Source organism: Sphingobacterium psychroaquaticum, from assembly GCF_900177625.1.
Taxonomy (GTDB): domain Bacteria; phylum Bacteroidota; class Bacteroidia; order Sphingobacteriales; family Sphingobacteriaceae; genus Sphingobacterium; species Sphingobacterium psychroaquaticum.
This window is the reverse complement of sequence record NZ_FXAU01000001.1, coordinates 30,702-49,896: the sequence shown is the minus strand read 5'-3', so window position 1 is coordinate 49,896 and position 19,195 is coordinate 30,702. Positions and strand designations below refer to the sequence as shown.

Genomic DNA, 19,195 nt, shown 5'->3' with positions numbered 1-19,195 from the left:
GAATAGCTAATCGTCGAGTCTGTCATGCCTAGACTGAAGAGCTCGCTGGTATTTGGTAATGTTTTGAAGGTAAACACGAGCCGAAGGCTCGCGCTAGCAAGCTTGTCAAGCTTTGTGACAGTGAACCTGACTAGCGTATGCAGCTTAGTCAAAGTGCCTGCCTCGGTAACAATTAAAGCGACTGAATAAAAAAGGTTAGGTTATCGCCTTGCTCCATTTGGAGCTTCTTGCGTAAGCGGTACCGAGCAACCCGCAGGCTATCGGTCGATATTCCGAGCATTACGGCTATCTCCGCCGAGTTTAAATTCATTTTCATAAGTGCAATTAAGCGTAGATCAGCTGCTGTTAGGTCTGCACTATGGCTCTTCAGCTTTTCAAAAAACTGCTGATGAACTTGCTCAAAAGCCTGTGCAAATTCCTTCCAATGTTGTTCTTCACCAAAGGAATTATCGATCTCCTGAACCAACTGTTGGATTTGTTTCTTTTGATCACGCCGCTCGTCTTTAACCATGGCAAGAAGATCTATCCGCAACTGCTCCAAAAACTGTTTATTTTTTATCAGGTTTAAGGTGTGCGTGGATAGTTCTCGTCCTTTCACCACCAACTGCTCCTTCAATAGTTCCTCCTCCAACACCTTCTTTTCTAACTGTACTTGCACCAGAGCATGCTCCGCTTTTTGCTTTTCTGCCGTGTTTTTTTGATCCCGAATCTTAAGACGTTGTCTACTGACAATAACCAAAATCAACCCTATAAGAAGAAAAGCCCCGACAGCCGATGCAATTATCATCACACGATTTACCTTGCGAATTCCATGCAGTCGCACAATCTCATCGGATTGCTTATTCATATCATACAGAACCTGAAGAAACGACGTTTGCTTCAAGACATCCTGTGAATAAACTTCCAGGCTATAGGTTCGACTAAGTTCTGCATAATGATACGCGCTATCCAGTTGCTGCATCAGACCATATGTTTTCCCTAAATCTTTGGTGGCCGATGCCTTCTGGTATGTATTCTTCGTCTTTTCCGCCAACAATAAAGCTTCTTTTGTCTTAGCAATACTAGCCCTATATTGTCCTGTCTTACGTAAAATATCGCCTAAGTTGTTAATCACCTCAATTGTCCCGATTTCATTTTTATCTGCACGATAGAGATTCAAAGACTGATTAAAGTGCTCCAAAGCATCATCATAGCGCTCCAAGTCCTCGTAAATGCTCCCCAAATTTTCATATATCTTGGCAGCGCCTGTCTTATTATTGCTGTGCTGAAATTTACTTAAGGCCATCTTCTGGTAATAGAAAGCACTATCATAAAGCTGTCGCTTTTCATAGACCTGCCCTATACTTCCTAAAATGCGTGCCTCCCCTTCTCCGTTTTTATTTTTTTGATACAATGTCAAGGCCTTAGCGAATAGCTGCTGTGCTTTATCTTGTTGTTTATTGTAAAAATAAAGCGTACCCATCTTACCATAATTCTCGGCTAAGAAATCTGTATTCCCAGCTTTCTCAAATGCTTTTTCTGCTTCGAAGTAAAACTCCATTGCTTGCTGATAGTGCCCTTGATGGAAGCAGATCTCGCCCATAGCCTGTAAATATTCGCCTTCCAACAATGGATGATCTTCCTTCCTAGATTTCGTGTACAGCTCCCGCAAGGAACGCAACGCCGTATCCGGTTGTTGTGAAGCTAGCGCTTGCAGCTTTGCCAACTCCTCCGCTTGACCGTAAACCAAATTCCCGACAATGACCAAGCAACAAAAACAAAAAACTCGAAACATACAACGACTTATTAATTAACACAAAGTAAATGATACACTATTAAGTTAATATTAAGTGTGTAGTGATGTGGCAGTTCCCACGATATTATTTTCACTAATACACGGAATTCCATCGGTCAAGAGTCATCATATTTTCTACATCAGGAAAAGGCAGTAACAGAAGGGTCGTAGGCAAATTTACAAACAGAAAATATAGATAAAAACAGATTTATATTTTGAAATATTTTGTTTAAACGAAATTATAAGCTAAATTAAAGTTCACAATACACCTTTTAACACACTATTCTAACACCTCCACATGAAAAAAGAAACATAAGAAATACCTAAAAGACATGGAAAAAACCACCATTATACGATGATTAAATGCATTACAGTTGACAATGAGAAATTAGCGAAAGAAAAATTAACATCGGATTTGGGAAAAATCCATGGTGTGAAAATCATGGGCGTATACAGCAATGCATTTGATGCTTTACGAACAATCAATTCAGAAGAGATACATTTGGTCTTCTGCGATATCCAAATACCCGAGATTGATGGGATTAGCTTTTTTAAAAGCTTACAAAATCCCCCTTTGTTCGTTTTTGTGACTGCCGATGCAAAATATGCGGTTGAAGGTTACGAACTGAATATATTCGATTATATCCTTAAACCTGTCGATATTGATCGGCTGATTAAAACGATCAACAAAGCACATTTTTTCTTAGACTCCCTAAAAGCCAGTGCAATGTCTCGGAATTACATGATCATAAAAGAAAAAAATTCCCGATACATCACCGCATACGACGAAATCCATTATATAAAGGGAGATAAAGACTATGCATACATCTTTACAAAAGAAAAGGTATACTATGTTTGGCAAAAACTAATGAATTTAGAAGAGTCTCTACTTGATGTGCCCCAATTTATCCGCGTCCATAAGTCCTTTATTGTGAACTTAGATTTTGCAGATCAAGTCAAAGGAAACACAATCAAGATGAAAGGAACTGTGGTCGCTATCCCGATAGGTGCACGTTATAAAGTAGACCTTTTTAAAAAGCTGGGCATAATCGTGCAGTAGCCTTATCCCGACCAACAACACATGCCCAGCTGTTACCATTCCATTCTTAATTTCGAATCCTAGTCTATGCGTCCCATATACAAGAATCAGTATACAGGATCTATTTTATGTACGCAAGAATTAGGATAACCATTCCTTTACTGCATCAATGCCTTAAGTTTATCCACGTTAACATTATGTATCCACGAAATCGCTTTCGTATCTATCTCACCATTAGGCTTTATAGCGACATATGTTGGATATCCAGATCGATTAAACATCTTGAACAACTCATCTATTATTGGCTGTTGCACGAAAATATGCGTCCCAGGCTGCTGGAGCTCCAACACTTTATTCGTCCATTTTTCCTCACTCGATCCGCCTTCCGTACACAAATACACAAACTTCACATCCAAACTGTCCTTTTTAACCTGCTCATGCAGCGTTTTGCTGTAAGGCATCTGCGCTAAACATGGGGCACACCATGTCCCCCAGATATCGATGATCACTAATTGATCTTTATACTGCGATTTTAAATTCACCAGCAGATCTTCCGCTGTTTCGTACTTATTTAAATAAAGGGACGCATCAAAGGTCGTTTTCATCTTAGGCTCTCCAAAAGTAGATGCCCCCAAAGGCATGGTCGAACGTTTTTTTAGTTCCTCTAATTTGGCGAGCTTATCTCCTATTTCTTGTTCTTGCATTTGTAAATAATCTTTAACCCAAACGGTCGACATCGTAGGAATCACAAGACCATAAATATTATTTTGTTCCTTTAAATCCTTATCGTCCATCATCGCTTTAGCCAAATCTGCGTACGGCTGCGGCAAAACCGAATCCAGAGCAATTAACGCAGCTTTGTTGTCTCCACGTTGTTTCTGCGGATCTTGATAAAACCGTATGGCATAGTTCTGCAACCAGCGAAAATAAGCCGTAGAATTATTGGAGACCGCGTAGGCCGGAACTAAAAGATCTTGTAAGTCGGCCAGGCGTTCCCCCTTCCTGTAAAAGTACAGAAGCTTACTTTCCATGTACTGCAAATCTGTCTCACTGGTGATAAAACGAGCAAACTGTCCACCGACTGTAGCCAAAAAGTCCTGATCAACACGTCGCTGAATTTTATACAAGGAATCCAACTTGGATAGATAATTAACCTGATCCGCCTCAATTTCATCAATCTTCTTATAAAAATCAGAATTGTGTTTCTTGTCATAAACTATATAATCATTCATCGTCTGATTTAGCTTACCATCTTTCCCCGCGAAAGACAAGCCCTCCCCTGTTAAGTACACCGATGCTTTCTTAAGTTTTTCCATATCGAAGGTCAAGGTAAGTTCTTCATGGCTGTATAGGCAGGTATACGCATATTTATCAAATTTAAACCAGATCTGGCGATATGGTGTTTTATCCAGCAAACGGATCTCAAACGTACCATCTTTCTGTGGTTTGACAGTATGTGGCGTCTGTGTAGGTTCTGTTGGATTCACCGTTGTATAATTAATACTCAACTGCTGTAACTCTTCGGCAGTAGCGTGAAGAATTTTTCCTCGGATGACAGCCTGCTTTCCATGAAAGACATAGCTCGGATCTGTGTAAGGTCCATCCAGCTGCTGTGCAAAAAGAGAAGTGCATAGCAGCACATTTAAAATAAAAGCAATAATTCTCATAATTAATTGTTTAAATATTTTTTTACAGATTCTTTTCGTTGTCGAGAAATTGGAACTCGGGTATTATCCAGCATCAAAAGCGCTCCTCCATCTTCTTTCAGAAAACTTTTGATGTATTTTTTATTGACCAAATGAGACTGATGCGTACGAATAAAATGATGTGGACTGAGCAACTCGACAAACACCTTAAGGGTTTTACTTACCAAAATAGGCGCACCACTATCTAACCAGATATGGGTATAATTATCTTCTGCTTGACAACGGACGATTTTTGAGATATTAACATAGTGTGTTTCCTGGAGCGTCGGTAATGCAATCCGCGGATCATCAACCGGCGCTGTTTGTTTGATATTTTCCAGTAGATTATCAATTCCCTTATTATACTTTTTAGACGTGATGCGGCGTTCCGCCTTATGTACTGCCTGAATAAGTTCCGTCACATCCAACGGTTTCAACAGATAATCCAAAGCGGAAAATTTAATTGCTTGAATACCGTATTGATCAAATGCTGTAATAAATATCACTTCAAAATCAATATGTGGCAACTCTTTAAGGAGGTCAAATCCATTTTTGTTCGGCATTTGAATATCCAGAAAAAGGAGATCTGGCTGATGATTTTGTATCAGTTTTTTAGCTTCGTCCACCGACTGGGCATGCGCCAGCACCTGAACATTCGGCAGGTGTTCCTGAAGGTACTGTTGCAGTACTTCGATATTATTCAACTCGTCGTCAACAATGATAGAGGTCATCATAGGGTAAGCTATTATTGGATCCAGTTATCTACTTGTATTTGTACGCTTGTTCCATTCCCATCGGAAGAGATCTTTAGCGCAAAGCTATTTTCAGGATATGCTTTATTCAGCAATACGATTCGCTCTTTGCTTAGGCGCATACCGTAGCCTGCTGCGGAGTCTAGTTCGTTCATATTAAAACCTTTTCCATTATCCTTAATCTCTATACAAAGGTTACCTTGATTATTGGCAAAGCGCACACTGATTTTTCCTTTCTCGTACAGATCAGCAATACCATGTTTGATTGCATTTTCAACAAATGGCTGTAGCATCATGGTAGGAATTTCAATCAAATCCGGATGTGCCACAATCGCATTCTCGATCTCGTAGTGAAAACCATAGCGTAACTGTTCCATTTGCAGGTAATCATCCAAGAGCTTTATTTCATCCGACAAACTAATCATTTCCTGTTCAGCAAATTCCAATGCGGCGCGTGTCAGGGAGGCAAAACGGTTTAAGTAATGATTGGCATCGTCCACCTGATGTTTTTGTATCAAGTTCTGGATGGAATTTATCGCATTAAACATAAAGTGAGGATTCAGCTGCACCTGAATGCCCTTCAGCTGTACGGCCACCCGTTGTTTCTGATCTTCCAATTTTCGTATCCGACGCCTGGTTTGACTCCGATATAGGAAAAAACCAAGCCCAAGAATAACCAATGTTCCAAACACATAAGGCAATATTTTGTTGAGTGCATATTTCTTTTCCAGTACCTTAGGTTCGAGGACTTCATACGGTATCCGTAGCATTTCTGCATCAGGGAACTTACCGAACTTACCGGTTTGCTGAATAATTAACTCATATTTTCCGACTTGTGCGAGATGTTCCTCAGCGACACTATATTTTGTTTCTTGAAGCCACCATTCGATGCGTGTAGTATCCGTCTTTCCTGCAATTGTTTTGATCAGATAAATCGAATATGGCGTAGTCTCGTGGTTATTAAATTCTAGAGAAAACTCGGTCACACTATCCTTCGGGAATTTCCAATCTAATGGCACGCCTGTTGCAGGATCAAATTTACTAGCAAAGCCATTGTTTAAGGAATCGTAACGGAGATTATAATAGCCATACTTACTCGTACCGTGAACAATAATCTGTTTCAGCTCGGGCCTGTAACGCTGTCTCCAGTCCATGATGTAACCATCACGGATATGGAGTTTATCTTTGTGTGCTACCTCCACCAAAATCTGCTTTCCCGGGTAGTTAAAAGTACCGATCGCGCCATAAGGTTTCTTCGCGCCATATTTTTGTTCTAGCTTTGGTATAGGTGACCATTTAACCCGTTCAATACTGTCATTTTCAACAACACGATATCTATAGTCGTGAATATTAGACTCATTGATTCCCATTGCTACAAGCGTTGCATCGGAAGAGTCTGGGATAAGATAGCTGTTATATTTTTTGGAGAAATTTTGCACCTCCGCCGAAAAGTAGTTTTTCAATTTCGGATGTAACTTAATGCCCAACATGATGGAACTCTTGGGTACGATGTTTAAACTCTTCCCTGGTAAGAAGGTTGAATTATCGAACGAATCAAATATTCGATACAGTGCGGAATCGCCACATGCATAGCTAGCAGGTTGTCTCACCATCATCCGTTGATCCGTATTTACTGCTTCGAAATGAAAATTGTTTCCCCAATAGTAGTCTTCTCCCATTGAGTTTTGTGCCGTTGATGATAAAGCACAAAGCAGTAGCCATAAAGCCTGTAGGTATCTTTTCATATTAAAGTTTACAGGGACTAAAATGACCAATTCTTACGATATACGAAAACAAGAATTAGGATTTGGTTGCTTTGGTCTAGAATTCGGGAAAATGTACCGATTTTTTAAAAATAGTACCATAAACAAAAGATCAAGGGGTTTAGTTTTTTCACTCGAAATGATCTAGAAATTATAGATATTTGAGCCGCCGTAATGCGTACCTGGATAAACAGGTGTGACAATCGAAAACAATAAAATAAATGAAGAATATACTACTAGCCTTGGGCCTATTAATGTCAGGACACCTTTTTGCACAAAAAATCGAAGTCTTAAATTTTGCTACTTTTCACATGTCGTATACCCCAGATGCACATGCTGTAAAGTTTGACCAAAAAGATAACAAGAGCAAACAAGAGACATTCGAAATTGCGAAAATGTTGGCTGAATTTAAACCCACAGTAATCTGTGTAGAAGTGTTGCCTGTAAAGAATGATGAATTGAACATCGATTACAACAACTTCCTAAAAGACAACAATTATAAGGTCAAATTTGGTGGTGAAATCGCTCTACTTGCTTACGAGGCCGGTAAATTGGCAGGCGTAAAAAGAACTTACGGAATTGACGAACAAGAAACCGCGGCTTACAATTACAACATTGGAAGAGAGCTGGAAAATCAAGTAGATAGCCTAACTTCAAAGCATTATACGGAAAGCCTATTGAAGGAGTTTGCGCAGCTTGAAAAACTATCAATCTCGAACAAACTAAAGTTTTTCAACAAAAAAGAGTCGTTAGAGAATTTTATCAATATCAATGCCGATATTCTAACATACAACAGTACCCAAGGTAACTTTGAGGGGGCTGATGAAGCAAGCAAATTCTACAGAAGAAACCTCCGTATGTTTTCAAACCTCAATCAGGTGCCACTAACAAAAGAAGACCGCGTTCTTGTTATCCTGGGCGCCACACATACGGCTTTTCTTACCGAATTCATGAAGCGAAGCCCTAAATACGAGCTTAAAGATGTAGCAGAATATTTAAAATAAAAAAGGCTAAAAAGGAAATAAATTGTTATGTTGAGCCTGTCGAAACATACAATTTATTTCCAAAAGTATTATTTATCCTACGGTAACGCTTCGACAGACCTGCTTACCGCAGACAGACTTCATATGATAGCAAGTAGAAGCCTTTTTATTTCTGTTTCTTTTTCCCTTTCTTTCCCCATTTTCGGTTGTACCAAATTATAAAACCAGTTACCGGCAAAGAAGCCCCGACAAGCGAAGCAATCGAAGCAATAATCTTAGTAGTAAGACCACCAATTGTTCCGACATGGATATCAAAATTCGCTTTGTAGACCTTTTGTCCAAAAGAATAGTGATCTAGATTAGCCATTCCACCTACCTGCTTCAGGGTCTTTTGATCAAAAGAAAACCACGTGGTAATATCATTGTGTCCGGAGGTCGGATCGATATAAATAGCATACACATCTTCCTTGTTCTGAGGATATGTAATACGCATTTTCAAATGCTGTTTATAGCGGGCCCATATCTCATCATCCGCATGCTTGTAAACCGATGTCGTAATCGTTGTATCTGAACTCCCTTTTGTAGGATGTTCCATACGGGGTTTCCCTCCCGTGACCAACCAATGATAACCACTATCGAACCAACTAAATGTAAAAACCACTCCCGTTACAGTGAGGATCACCGTAAAAATCAAGGTGTAAAAGCCCAACACATTATGCAGGTCGATATTGATGCGCTTCCAATTGGCATTCCACTTAATTTTGAAACTTTTATTGCGCGTCGATTTATTCCATTTCGATGGATACCACCAAATGAGTCCGGTGATCAACGTAATCAAAAAGATAATACAGCTAGCCCCCACAAAGTAACTGCCGAATGGTCGTGGAAACCAAAAAAAGCGATGACCGGCACGTAAGAAATCATGAAAAATCGTGACGGTATCTTCATTGACTCGGTGGTACAAAATTGCGCCAGTATAGGGATTAACAAACAGCTCATGATAGTTCTCATCTTGAGGCGTCATATAACTTATTACGCTACTTTTTTCTGGGCCGCGGTATGCGATACTATAAAAACCACCATCCGTGACGGCAGGGATATCCTGGAGTGTCGACTTCACTTGTACTAGTAATTCGGATGGTTTTAGTACCTCCCCTTGTTCCACTTTAACGGATTGTCCCGGAGTAAAGAACAATTCAACCTCGTCCCGAAACACCCAGATTGCAGCCGTGAAACACACTACAAATACAACAATACCAGAGAGCAGTCCCAGCCACAGATGTAACCAGTTACTGATTTTTCTGAAAAGTGATTTTTTTGATTTTGTCATCGTTAGAAAAAAGGTATCAAAGGGAAGGGGACTTAAAATGCCCCCTTCCTGTCTGTTATGTAGTTAGGTCTTTTACTTCAGGCGGAATAAACCGTTTACCGCATCCACATCCTTGATCTGCACACCTTTATTCACTAACCCCGTCGTGCTATCGTAGTTATACAAGAAGAAATTACCATCGATATCTTTCGTATTCACCGGGAAATACACCTTACCTTCATCTGCTAGGATATTTGGAGCTGTCGGTTGACTTTTTGCCAATGGTACATTAAGCTTTGTAATACTTCCCGAAGCCATATCAACCACATGAAACTCCTGCACATTAGCAAAGCCATACGATCCCCAAGTCAACGCCAAATCCATACGGATTCTACGAATCAATAGCTTTCCATTACCAGCATATCCTCCACCCAATACAACATCACCATTTAACTTTTCCGACAGGTTTAAGAAGTAAGTAGGGTCCACCACAGAAGTACCTTTTTTAATCCGATAGATACCATGCGGCTTATCCCAGTTTTGCGCTACCATTTCAAAAGGTGAAGTCACTATATACAGATCATCATTGTAGGTAAAGGTCTTCAAGACCCCATTACGATCATTACCCGGACTTGTAGAGCGATTGTCTTCGCTATAAACCGGGTTACTTAATGAAGGGTAATCAAACACCGCAAAATAAGCCGTTCCTGTCGCGTAATTTTGTTTACCTGGCGCTACTGCTGTTGGATATTTCTCATCACCATACCAGTAACCCACATGTAATTTATTGTCTTTCACTTCCGCAAATCCAACAATAGGACCAGTGAGACCTGCTTTCGTCGGAAGATTAAACTTACCTTCTTTGGTGACAGTCATGCTCTCCACATTGACAATCTTGTAATCACCTTGGTACGCGTAAATAAGTAATGTATTATTATCGATCCACTGGTGATTGTAGCGATAACCATCCTCCAACACAAAAGGAATTGCCTTTACGGTCTGCATGGTTTGATTAACGTAACTGTATTTAGTCAATGTATTTTCACTCGACAGATAGGAGTAATAAAAACCACTCTTCGTGATAAAAGCAAGAAATCCCGGCTCTTGATTCGTCACATTAGCTCCCTTTCCGACAAAAGAGATTTCTCCACCAGTCAGGTTACCCGTCTGAAAAATATAAGAACCATCCGGCTCCATCACCATCCCCCCCACAGCAAAAACTTTCTCCGTTTCTGGCTCAGGCGTGTCGGGTGAATCGCTTTTCTTACAGGACTGTAAGGAATAACCCATGCTGAACATGGTGACGAGCACTATGGCTTTTTTAATCGTATTGATATGCATAAGAATAAAAGTTTATTGATATTTTAATGTATGTAATAGCGTAGTTTAAGATTGAACGAACGTCCCGGTTTCTGTAATCGGAAATTATCGTATGCTAATTCATTGGTTAGATTTTTCGACTCCACAGCGATATTATATCGACCATCTTTTAGCGCGTAGGTGATGCCCGCATTATGCAGCAATTGTGTCGGAATAACATTGAGCGACTGCGAACTTCCCCAAGCCTCCCAAGTCAGGAAAAAGCTATGAAAATATTGTGTAGACCAGTCGAACTGCACGCGTGTACCCTTGCCTAACCAATTGTTCTTGCCCACCGAAAGAAAGAAGTTTCCAAACAACCAAGGTTGGTTCGGAACCATGTTGCCATACGTCTCGCGCGGGGTTTCCGTACCGTAAATATACTGTTGGTTCTGTTTCGTTTTTTGATAACTACCGTTCAAGGTCACTTCCAACAGGTCGGTATATTTGTATCGTGCTTCCAGTTCCCCACCATACACAAGAACCTTTCCCTCGTTCATAAACTGCGAACTAGTGCTTCCTGCCGGCAGCGAATAGATAAAGTCCTTCGAATTGCGGAAGAAAGTCGCCACATCAAGGCTATAGAGATGATTATCCAGCCATTTGGTCATATCAAAACCGACATTCAGGTTGTGGCTGCTCTCGGGTTTGATATCTGGGTTTGGAATCACATTCACCCCATCGCCCAAAACCTCTAACAGTTCCGGCAATCGATAAGCGCGCTCATAAGAAAAACGAACTCTGCTATCTGCCGTTACGGCATAACGCGCCGCCAAACCCAAGCCATATTTATTATAATCTCTTTTCTGTGCAGCACGTTGATTTTTTCCGCTCGTCACTTCCCCGATATTCAAACCAAAGTGGAACAGTTTCGCAAAGACCTCCGTCTTTAACTTATCATTGAACGCATTGTTCTGCCAGGATGCACCCCAGATAGATTTTGTTTGCCCTGAAGGCGTAAACTGCATTTGGCTAAGCTCCTCATCCGATTTCTGGTCCGCCACACTATGGTTCTGATTTAGCGAAACTTTATTATTCGCATTAAGCTCATACATCAGGTTGACACGACTCAAGAAAAAGGTGTTTTGAAAATTCGTCAACGACTGCGGCGTAGAGGCTCCAATTTCTCCGTGTTTATTTTGGCTACTACGCACCGAGCCATCCCACCAATAGGTGGTTGAGGAGGTATCGACCACCGCATAACGATCCACACCATAACTCATAAAAGCAGTTGCCGACAAGCCTTTCGTAAAGAGGTCTGTCTTTTTATAACGAATGGAAGGCATGAAATAATCTCCATTGCGATTGACCTTGCCATAGACAGCAGACTGCCTAGCACCCGTTTGATACTCTTTGTAATGGTCATTATAAAGCATCCCCAAAACCAAAACATCTGCCCATTTTTTATTTACATACCCCACCTCTCCCTGCGCCATCGCCGACCGATACTGGTCATGAAAACGTCGGACACTCTTCTCGATAAAATTACCATTACCGTCGGGCACTTGGATTAATGCATCATACTTCGGATTGCTGTGCATCCAATAGTTATTGTCTGAAAAATTATAGAACGATGTGAGTTTGAAAAGAAAACCTGTTTGTTGATTCACATACTGTGTATTGAGCGCAGCACGATGCGTATTAAAAGAACCGTAGCTGTAGCTCGCATCGAGATAACTTTTTGTGCCTTTATTGGTTACCATATTAATCGCGCCGCCCAATGCATCTGCTCCCAGCTCAATAGGTACAACACCTTTATAGACATCCAGGCGCTCCGCCAGATTGACCGGAAAATTATTGAACGTCATCCCCACACCATAGTTTTCCATAGGGATCCCATCGACAAAGAAACGCACCGCCTTGCCCGATAACCCGTTTACAGAAAAATTAAAATCAGAACCCAATCCGCCATACTCTCGAATACGAATCCCTGTTGTTGTATTTAATATCTGATTCACATCTCTCGTGGAATTCTTAAACTTGTCCACCGAAACGGTATTAAGGTTGAAACCGCTATCTTTTATTTTCTGTACCTCCGTTTGCCCTAAAACCATGACATCTTCCAAAGACTGCTCATCAATAGCCATCGCCATGTTCAGGATAACGTCTCCCTCCCCTTTGCTTTCCACGATTTTCGCAAAGGGCTTAAATCCGATGCTGGATACGCGAACCTGATAAGTCTGTTCCTCGGCATCTATCTTTATTTGATAGCGACCATCGGCATCCGTCACCACTGCCGTTTCAGCAATCGCGACAACCGCTCCCGGAACAGGCGTACCGTTGGCTGTCACCACACCCGAAATGCGTTTCTTCTTATTGGATTTTAAACCGATGAAAATTTGGCTGCCCGAAGCTTTGAATTTAAGATCACGTCGGCCAATAAGCTGCATGAGTATATCAGCGACTTTTTCGTTGGTATATTTTTTACTAACCCGCTTCTCGGTTTGGAGTAACTGGTTACTATAAACAAAAGAGCAATCGAGCCGCTCTCCCATTTCTAAAATGGCTGCTGAAAGTTTGATATTTTCAAACTGAATTGATATTCGTTTTTCTAAGGTATTTCCACCTTGCGCTTGTGCAAAAATCGGTATAAAAAAGCCTCCTATCAAGGCACAACATATCATGCACAGTGTCCGCATATAGCCACACTGTGTTAAAAATATTTTCATATTTTTACAAAAATTATGGATTAATCTCTATTATTTGATTCATTCATTCTCCGGTATGTAGTTTTGGACGACGGCATACCGGCTTTTTATTTTTTGACCGTTATTTCATTATTCTGTAATCGTTACTACCTTATCCTTTATTTCGTATTTCAAACCGGTCGTAAATTCAAGACTACTCAACACCTGCTCCAAACTTTTCTCTCTGTAACTTCCCGTTACCGTAAGCGATTTTAAGTTTTCAGACTTGATTTTTATAGAAACACCATACCACCGTTCTATCTTTTTTGCGACCTCGCTCAACGGTTCATTGGACAATTGTAGTACCCGTTCTTTCCACGCACTTTCTTGTTCAGGTTGCACCGTTTGACTGGTTACACCTTTATTATATGCCAACGTGCCCTGCATACCGACCGTAAGCACGACCTGTTCCTTGCTGTCATGACGGCCAAACATCACCTTACCTCGTTCAACGGTCAATACTGCTTTCGCGTCGCTTCCATAGGCGCTTAGGTTAAATTGTGTCCCCAAGACTTTTGTATAGGAAGAGTCGGTATGAACAATAAAAGGTTTCGATTTGTCGTGTGCGACATCAAAAAAAGCTTCTCCGTTGAGTGTTACAAGTCTATTATCCGCTGTAAAGGCTTCTGGAAATTCAAGTTCGCTTTCCGCATTTAGCAATACTTTAGAACCATCCGGCAAGGTTATATTCATCCGTTGTCCAGCCTCCGTACGCACTGTTTTCATTGGCGCTGCCTCCAGCACAGTCGGTTTTATAAAATAATCCTTCACCAACCATCCTATACCCATAGCAAATACAAAACAAGCCGCTATTTTGGACAGCATGATTAACCTCCCCTTTCTTAAGGATCGTCCACCGCGAATGTTTGTTATTTCGTCTTCTATACCCGCTGTTGCAGAAAGCTTACGCCAGACCGCAGCAAGTTGCTCGTCTTCACCCGTAGCTTCAGTTCCACCATCTTCCTGCTGGTTAAGCCAAGATTCGATCTTACCCTTCTCCAAAGGAGATGCTTCCCCCTTTGCATAGCGCTTAAATTCTTCTGGACTTATATTCATCTACTAGTAATTAATCCTTTCTTTATAAAACGGTACTCTGTGACTCTTCTTAATTTTATTCAATCTAAATTAGACCGGTTATATATACAGTTCCATAACCGCATGAAAGGTACAGGTCGTTTTAATTAAAAAACAACAATACACTGAATGTCAATTTATTATTTTTAATAAAGGTGGATTTCTGGGTAAGATTACACTAAAGACGGGGTTATACTTCGCGTACGATGTTTTTCCGGAGAAAAGACAAGGCAAGACCGATCTGCTGTTTCACGGCGCTTACAGAGATACCGAGTTCTGTGGCAATCTCCGTATTATTTAGTCCTTCCTGATCCCGCATCAGGTAGATACGGCGGCATTGCGGCGGAAGTTTATCGACCAGCAAATAGACGCGCTCGGAAAGGTTATTGAAATAGATGGCTTGAAGTGTGCTGGTATCCGCTTCGGAATAATCCTGCAACGAGTTTTGTAAATGAGATTTACGACTGGCGTTATCTCGAAAGAATTTTAGGATCTGGATTTTTACGGCATGAATCAGAAACGCTTCCGGATTGTCCATGATAAGTGTCTCGCGCCGCTCCCATACAGAGAGGAATACGTTATGGATGATATCAGCACATAGTTCCTCTTCCTGTAGTTCCCGGTAGCAGATGCGGTACATTTTCTTTGCGTAGCACTGATAGAGCATCTTGAAAGATGCCGCATCCAAAGGAGCGATGTGAAAATCTGATATATTATTTCCTGTTTCCAAACGTATAGGTAAACCTATAAAGGTTGGTCAAAGATAATTACTATTTAGAATTAATACAAATAGATGATAAAATTGAATTCCTGTTAGGGGAATCGTTTTGGGTTTGACAAGCAAATTCTACAGAAGAAACCTGCATATGTTTTCCTAGCTCAAGCTGGTGCCATTGACGAAGAGAACCGTGTTTTTGTTATTCTGGCCGCAACGTATAAAGCGCTCCTTGCCGCGTTCATGATGTGGTAATTCTCCCAAACATGGGCATGAAGGTATAGCCGACTATCCAGCAGAATATTTAAAGTAAAAAAGGATATCGGCAAGGCAGCGACGGACGTCTTCATAGCATCGACGTATTCAATTGCTCCATCGCGTACACACTTTGTAGCATTGCGGGAACACTTTGCGGCATTTCTAATCCGCGGCGTAGTCGCGCGCAGTATTAACAGGTCCCCCCCACTCCTCTTTGGAGCATGCACGGTAGACTTTACGTCGATGTCAGGACCCTTTCGTGTATTGATGGTTGGTGTTGCATCAAAGTCTGTAGGATTTGCATACATTCGTGTCTTCTTTGTTCACAAAGCCATCGTCGGTGTCATCACGCAGGCACAATACGTCGTATTCCGGTCTTCTTTAAACCTAAGTCCTTAGGCTTTGTCCCATTGTCTTCACACGACACGCCAAAGTCTCCACGCGCTGCCCCTATTGCATGTGGGGATGCTACAAAGAGTAACGGCGATACGTTGTTTTTTTCGGGAAGTATGGGCTGGTAGGCGCCTATTATCACTTCAATTTCTTTAGTCGCTCTTTGGCTGAAGGTATAACATCATCATCCTCTTCGTAATTACCGATCACGCTCTCTAATGTACTCTTCGCCTGACGAATATCCCCCTTACGCGCATACACATCCGCCAGCAGGATGAAGCTCTTAGCGACCCAATAATCATGCGTACTCATATTCTCGATCACATCAAAGGCAGACTGTTGCGCTTTGTTGTACTCTTTATTTTCATACTGCAACAGAGCCACACGGTACCTTGCCTCAGCACTGACTGGCGCTTTGCTTTTGAGCGCTGCTAAGTTCAGTTCGTCCATGGCAGACTTCGCATTGCCTTGCTTCTGCATTGCCTTTGCTCTATACAGGTGTACCGTTGCAATTTCCTCGTCAGATGCGCGTGGATAGTTCTTCACCAGATTTGCATACTTATTCATCTGCTCCATATCACCAATTTCAAAATAACAAATCATCAGATTCGTAACGGCGTAACCATAGTTATTTTTATAATCAGCATTGAGCTCTAATTTTTTGAGATGCACAATTGCCTCATTGTATTGCTTCAAACTCAAGTACAAGGCAGCAACGGTCATCAGTGTACTCTCTGTATACGGACTTGTCCAGTCGTTCAGGATAATATTTAGGTCATGTAGTGCTTTTTCCGGCTGCCCGGTATGGTATAAACTCACCCCTCGGATGTAGCGCGCATGCTTCTCATTCCTTGGTTTCGGAAATTTATCAAAATAGGCATTGATTGCTTCCACAGCTGGACCGTACTGCGCTCTGGAAAACAAGGTACGGCCCATCTTAAATGCCAGGTTATCTTGATCTGCAGCACTCAGCTTCATAACATTACTGCTGGTGGCATACTGGATATAACCCGTAGCATCACCTTTGTCGAGGTAGATATTTTCAATAGAACCAATCGCCTGGGCGGCCTCATCGGTCGTCGGATATTCCTTCACCACCTTCTTGAATGTAGCGATAGCTGCTTCGGTGTCATCTTTATTATATTGCACCAGTCCGATTGTCACTAACGCCCTCGGAATATAGCTGCTGCGCGGATATGTTTCGACCATCTTTTGTAGCCCCTCGATGGCAGCCTCGTACTCCCCTTTTGTGAAATACACATACGGGATCTCAAACGCTACGTCATCGGCATAGTTCGAACTCGGGTATTTTTTAACAATGGATCGTAATGTATTGAGCTTCGCCTCATTATCGCCCTGCAACCCCTGAATAATAGCCTGTTGGAACAAGGCATAATCTTGTGTCGGAGCGTTGTTCTTAATAAGGATGTTGTAGTAGTCCTTGGCACGACCATAGTTGCGCATAGACAGATACGAATCGCCTAAACGGGCGATTACATCATAGCGTACCGCTTCATCCGACGAACTGTCCTTCGTTGTTAAAAAACGTTCAAAATACTCGGCGGCCACACTATACTTACGGTTACGGAAAGCCGCATAGGCCAGGGCATAGTTCGCATAATTGTAAACGGTCGTGTTCCGTGCGGCGGGCAAACGTAGGAAGTTAGCGAAGTTTTCCACCGCCTCGCCGTACTTGCGCACTTCATACATAGCTTCTGCTTTCCAATAGGTAGCCAACGCCGCCATTTCGGCATCGAACTGAAACTTCTCCGATCGCATAAACATGGATATGCTGTTTTCGAAAGCGCGTTCGTTATAAAACTCCATACCCCGATAATAGGTAATCTTTTGGTAAGTAATATCGGCTTTACGATCTCTATTTTTGAATGATTCAAATAAATATACAGGAGCCTGAAAATTGCTGAACCCCGATAGAACCTTCGCCAGTTGCGTCTCCGTAGTCTCCGTGCTTTTTACATCAGCATCAAGTTTGACATATTTTAGGGCAAAATATTCTTGAAGTGATTTCAAGGCTACTTGTACCGAGTCCAAGCTATACAAGGTTTTGGCGTAGTTGAACAGGGCATCCATTTTCAAATCCCGATCATAATTCATCTTGGATGCTTTAGAAAATGAATGACATGCACTTTGCATATCGCCTGTTTTTAAGGAAATATAGCCCAAAGCAATGATCGAGCTTTGATAGAAAGCGTCCGCTGGCTCTACTTTCTTGAGGATAGAAGTTGCTCGTTCATATTCGCCAGCGCGATAGGCCAAAATACCAATTCTGTTGTTATCGATATTACTGCGTAGGGCGTTAGGGTATCTTTCCGGCAATGGGCTGTGATAAGGTTCTTTGAATCCGTTTTCTGCAAAATACACGCCCACAGCAACCTGCCGAAGTTCCTTCTCTAGTGCTTCCCGGTCGAGCTTCATATCCGGACTTCGACGTATCTTTACCGCATCAGCCAGCATCGGACGGTAGTCACGAACGACTTCGATAGAATCCATAACGGATGGCCTGACTTGATCTATTCTTTCAGTAGTTTGTGGTTTTTCTGCTTGCTTCTTTTCTTTTTCCTGTGCGTAGCCTAGGCCCCCTACAAATAGAAAGATACCGATTAGTGTATATGTGAGATAATTGTAGCCTATCCTTTGTTTATGTATCATTTTCTCTGAACCTTTTTTCCTTTTCCAATCATTTATCCACATAGGGAATAATGATCACAGTGCAATCTTCCTGCCAAGGGGCGCTATCCTATCTAAAAAAAGTAGTTATCAGGATCTACTACAATTAACCTGTTTGTTAAACAGGAAAGTTATACCCATCCGATGGAGCAATATGAAAACCGGATGTGTTATCTATATTTCAAAAGATACTGGTAAACCTAAAGAGATTTGCTGAAGATAACCGCTACTTAAAAATACACACAACGAAATGGTAAATTGAGGTTCTGTTAGCGATATCTTTTCATGTCACTTGGCTCCGTTTTCTTCATGACGTATACGATACCTGATGTTCCTCCTGTTCCATCGGAGTTTTTGGTTAGGTCTAGCGTATTTACGAGCTCATATCCAATCTCCGCCATGTAGTTTAATACGGCCGCATATGATCTTGTATTGGTGAGAATCTGCGATAACTTCATTCCGTCTTCCAATTGTTTTTCGGAATCACCTAAGTCGACATTTACTTTTAATTTTTTGGACAAGAATTTTCCTTCTATCCGGATGTAAGCATAGGATACTTTTTCTTTTTGAATTTCAATTTGATTGGCTTTTAATGTTTCTGCCGATGGGTAAAGCGCATAGGAAAGCAGACAAAGTAGAATGAGATATTTACGCATAATGGAAGTGGTTTTATATAGGTAATATTACTGATTTTCTTTGAGGATTTTATAATGTAT

General features: G+C 41.4%; 14 protein-coding genes. 2 read left to right on the top strand and 12 right to left on the bottom strand.

The annotated features are described in order from the left end of the window. Positions 1-172: 172 nt before the first annotated feature. Positions 173-1,774 (bottom strand): tetratricopeptide repeat protein, encoded by a 1,602-nt coding sequence (locus B9Y69_RS00195; protein ID WP_085471076.1) that lies wholly within the window; start codon positions 1,772-1,774, stop codon positions 173-175. Positions 1,775-2,129: 355 nt separating this feature from the next. Between B9Y69_RS00195 and B9Y69_RS00190 the strand changes: the two genes are divergently transcribed. Further along, the gene (locus B9Y69_RS00190; protein WP_085471075.1) at positions 2,130-2,834 is read left to right on the top strand and encodes a LytR/AlgR family response regulator transcription factor; all 705 of its coding nucleotides are present in this window, start codon (positions 2,130-2,132) and stop codon (positions 2,832-2,834) included. 137 nt (positions 2,835-2,971) lie between these two features. On the opposite strand, the gene B9Y69_RS00185 is transcribed toward B9Y69_RS00190, so the two are convergent. Genes B9Y69_RS00185 through B9Y69_RS00175 form a run of 3 tightly spaced genes read right to left on the bottom strand, consistent with a single transcriptional unit; the run spans position 2,972 to position 6,995 of the window. After that, positions 2,972-4,480 carry a TlpA family protein disulfide reductase gene (locus B9Y69_RS00185; protein ID WP_085471074.1) on the bottom strand — a complete coding sequence of 503 codons (1,509 nt, stop codon included), beginning with the start codon at positions 4,478-4,480 and terminating at the stop codon, positions 2,972-2,974. A gap of 2 nt (positions 4,481-4,482) precedes the next feature. Next, a complete protein-coding gene (locus tag B9Y69_RS00180; RefSeq protein WP_317042121.1) occupies positions 4,483-5,232 on the bottom strand; it encodes a LytR/AlgR family response regulator transcription factor in 750 nt (249 codons plus the stop codon). An 11-nt stretch (positions 5,233-5,243) separates the two neighbouring features. Beyond that, positions 5,244-6,995, bottom strand: a complete 1,752-nt coding sequence (locus B9Y69_RS00175; RefSeq protein ID WP_085471073.1) for a sensor histidine kinase — start codon at positions 6,993-6,995, stop codon at positions 5,244-5,246. Between the two features lie 239 nt (positions 6,996-7,234). Between B9Y69_RS00175 and B9Y69_RS00170 the strand changes: the two genes are divergently transcribed. Next, entirely contained in the window at positions 7,235-8,017 is a 783-nt protein-coding gene (locus tag B9Y69_RS00170; RefSeq protein ID WP_085471072.1) for a DUF5694 domain-containing protein, read from the top strand. Positions 8,018-8,162: 145 nt separating this feature from the next. On the opposite strand, the gene B9Y69_RS00165 is transcribed toward B9Y69_RS00170, so the two are convergent. The 8 genes from B9Y69_RS00165 to B9Y69_RS00130 form a co-directional block, all read right to left on the bottom strand. After that, the gene (locus tag B9Y69_RS00165) at positions 8,163-9,326 is read right to left on the bottom strand and encodes a PepSY-associated TM helix domain-containing protein (RefSeq protein ID WP_085471071.1); all 1,164 of its coding nucleotides are present in this window, start codon (positions 9,324-9,326) and stop codon (positions 8,163-8,165) included. 72 nt (positions 9,327-9,398) lie between these two features. After that, entirely contained in the window at positions 9,399-10,646 is a 1,248-nt protein-coding gene (locus B9Y69_RS00160) for a DUF4374 domain-containing protein (protein ID WP_085471070.1), read from the bottom strand. A 23-nt stretch (positions 10,647-10,669) separates the two neighbouring features. Continuing rightward, positions 10,670-13,333: a TonB-dependent receptor gene (locus tag B9Y69_RS00155; protein ID WP_085471069.1), complete on the bottom strand. Its 2,664-nt coding sequence runs from the start codon at positions 13,331-13,333 to the stop codon at positions 10,670-10,672. A 108-nt stretch (positions 13,334-13,441) separates the two neighbouring features. Then, positions 13,442-14,407 (bottom strand): FecR family protein, encoded by a 966-nt coding sequence (locus B9Y69_RS00150; RefSeq protein WP_085471068.1) that lies wholly within the window; start codon positions 14,405-14,407, stop codon positions 13,442-13,444. 208 nt (positions 14,408-14,615) lie between these two features. Then, complete coding sequence (locus B9Y69_RS00145) at positions 14,616-15,155, bottom strand: RNA polymerase sigma-70 factor (RefSeq protein WP_085471067.1); 540 nt, start codon at positions 15,153-15,155, stop codon at positions 14,616-14,618. A gap of 149 nt (positions 15,156-15,304) precedes the next feature. Beyond that, positions 15,305-15,706, bottom strand: a complete 402-nt coding sequence (locus tag B9Y69_RS00140; RefSeq protein ID WP_085471066.1) for a hypothetical protein — start codon at positions 15,704-15,706, stop codon at positions 15,305-15,307. Between the two features lie 223 nt (positions 15,707-15,929). Continuing rightward, a complete protein-coding gene (locus tag B9Y69_RS00135; protein WP_085471941.1) occupies positions 15,930-18,461 on the bottom strand; it encodes a tetratricopeptide repeat protein in 2,532 nt (843 codons plus the stop codon). A 287-nt stretch (positions 18,462-18,748) separates the two neighbouring features. Next, entirely contained in the window at positions 18,749-19,135 is a 387-nt protein-coding gene (locus B9Y69_RS00130; RefSeq protein ID WP_085471065.1) for a hypothetical protein, read from the bottom strand. Between the last annotated feature and the right edge of the window lie 60 nt (positions 19,136-19,195).

Coding starts and splice junctions, on each gene's coding strand:
- B9Y69_RS00195 (WP_085471076.1), bottom strand. CDS start 1,774: ATGTTTCGAGTTTTTTGTTTTTGTTGCTTGGTCATTGTCGGGAATTTG.
- B9Y69_RS00190 (WP_085471075.1), top strand. CDS start 2,130: ATGATTAAATGCATTACAGTTGACAATGAGAAATTAGCGAAAGAAAAA.
- B9Y69_RS00185 (WP_085471074.1), bottom strand. CDS start 4,480: ATGAGAATTATTGCTTTTATTTTAAATGTGCTGCTATGCACTTCTCTT.
- B9Y69_RS00180 (WP_317042121.1), bottom strand. CDS start 5,232: ATGATGACCTCTATCATTGTTGACGACGAGTTGAATAATATCGAAGTA.
- B9Y69_RS00175 (WP_085471073.1), bottom strand. CDS start 6,995: ATGAAAAGATACCTACAGGCTTTATGGCTACTGCTTTGTGCTTTATCA.
- B9Y69_RS00170 (WP_085471072.1), top strand. CDS start 7,235: ATGAAGAATATACTACTAGCCTTGGGCCTATTAATGTCAGGACACCTT.
- B9Y69_RS00165 (WP_085471071.1), bottom strand. CDS start 9,326: ATGACAAAATCAAAAAAATCACTTTTCAGAAAAATCAGTAACTGGTTA.
- B9Y69_RS00160 (WP_085471070.1), bottom strand. CDS start 10,646: ATGCATATCAATACGATTAAAAAAGCCATAGTGCTCGTCACCATGTTC.
- B9Y69_RS00155 (WP_085471069.1), bottom strand. CDS start 13,333: ATGAAAATATTTTTAACACAGTGTGGCTATATGCGGACACTGTGCATG.
- B9Y69_RS00150 (WP_085471068.1), bottom strand. CDS start 14,407: ATGAATATAAGTCCAGAAGAATTTAAGCGCTATGCAAAGGGGGAAGCA.
- B9Y69_RS00140 (WP_085471066.1), bottom strand. CDS start 15,706: ATGTATGCAAATCCTACAGACTTTGATGCAACACCAACCATCAATACA.
- B9Y69_RS00135 (WP_085471941.1), bottom strand. CDS start 18,461: ATGATACATAAACAAAGGATAGGCTACAATTATCTCACATATACACTA.
- B9Y69_RS00130 (WP_085471065.1), bottom strand. CDS start 19,135: ATGCGTAAATATCTCATTCTACTTTGTCTGCTTTCCTATGCGCTTTAC.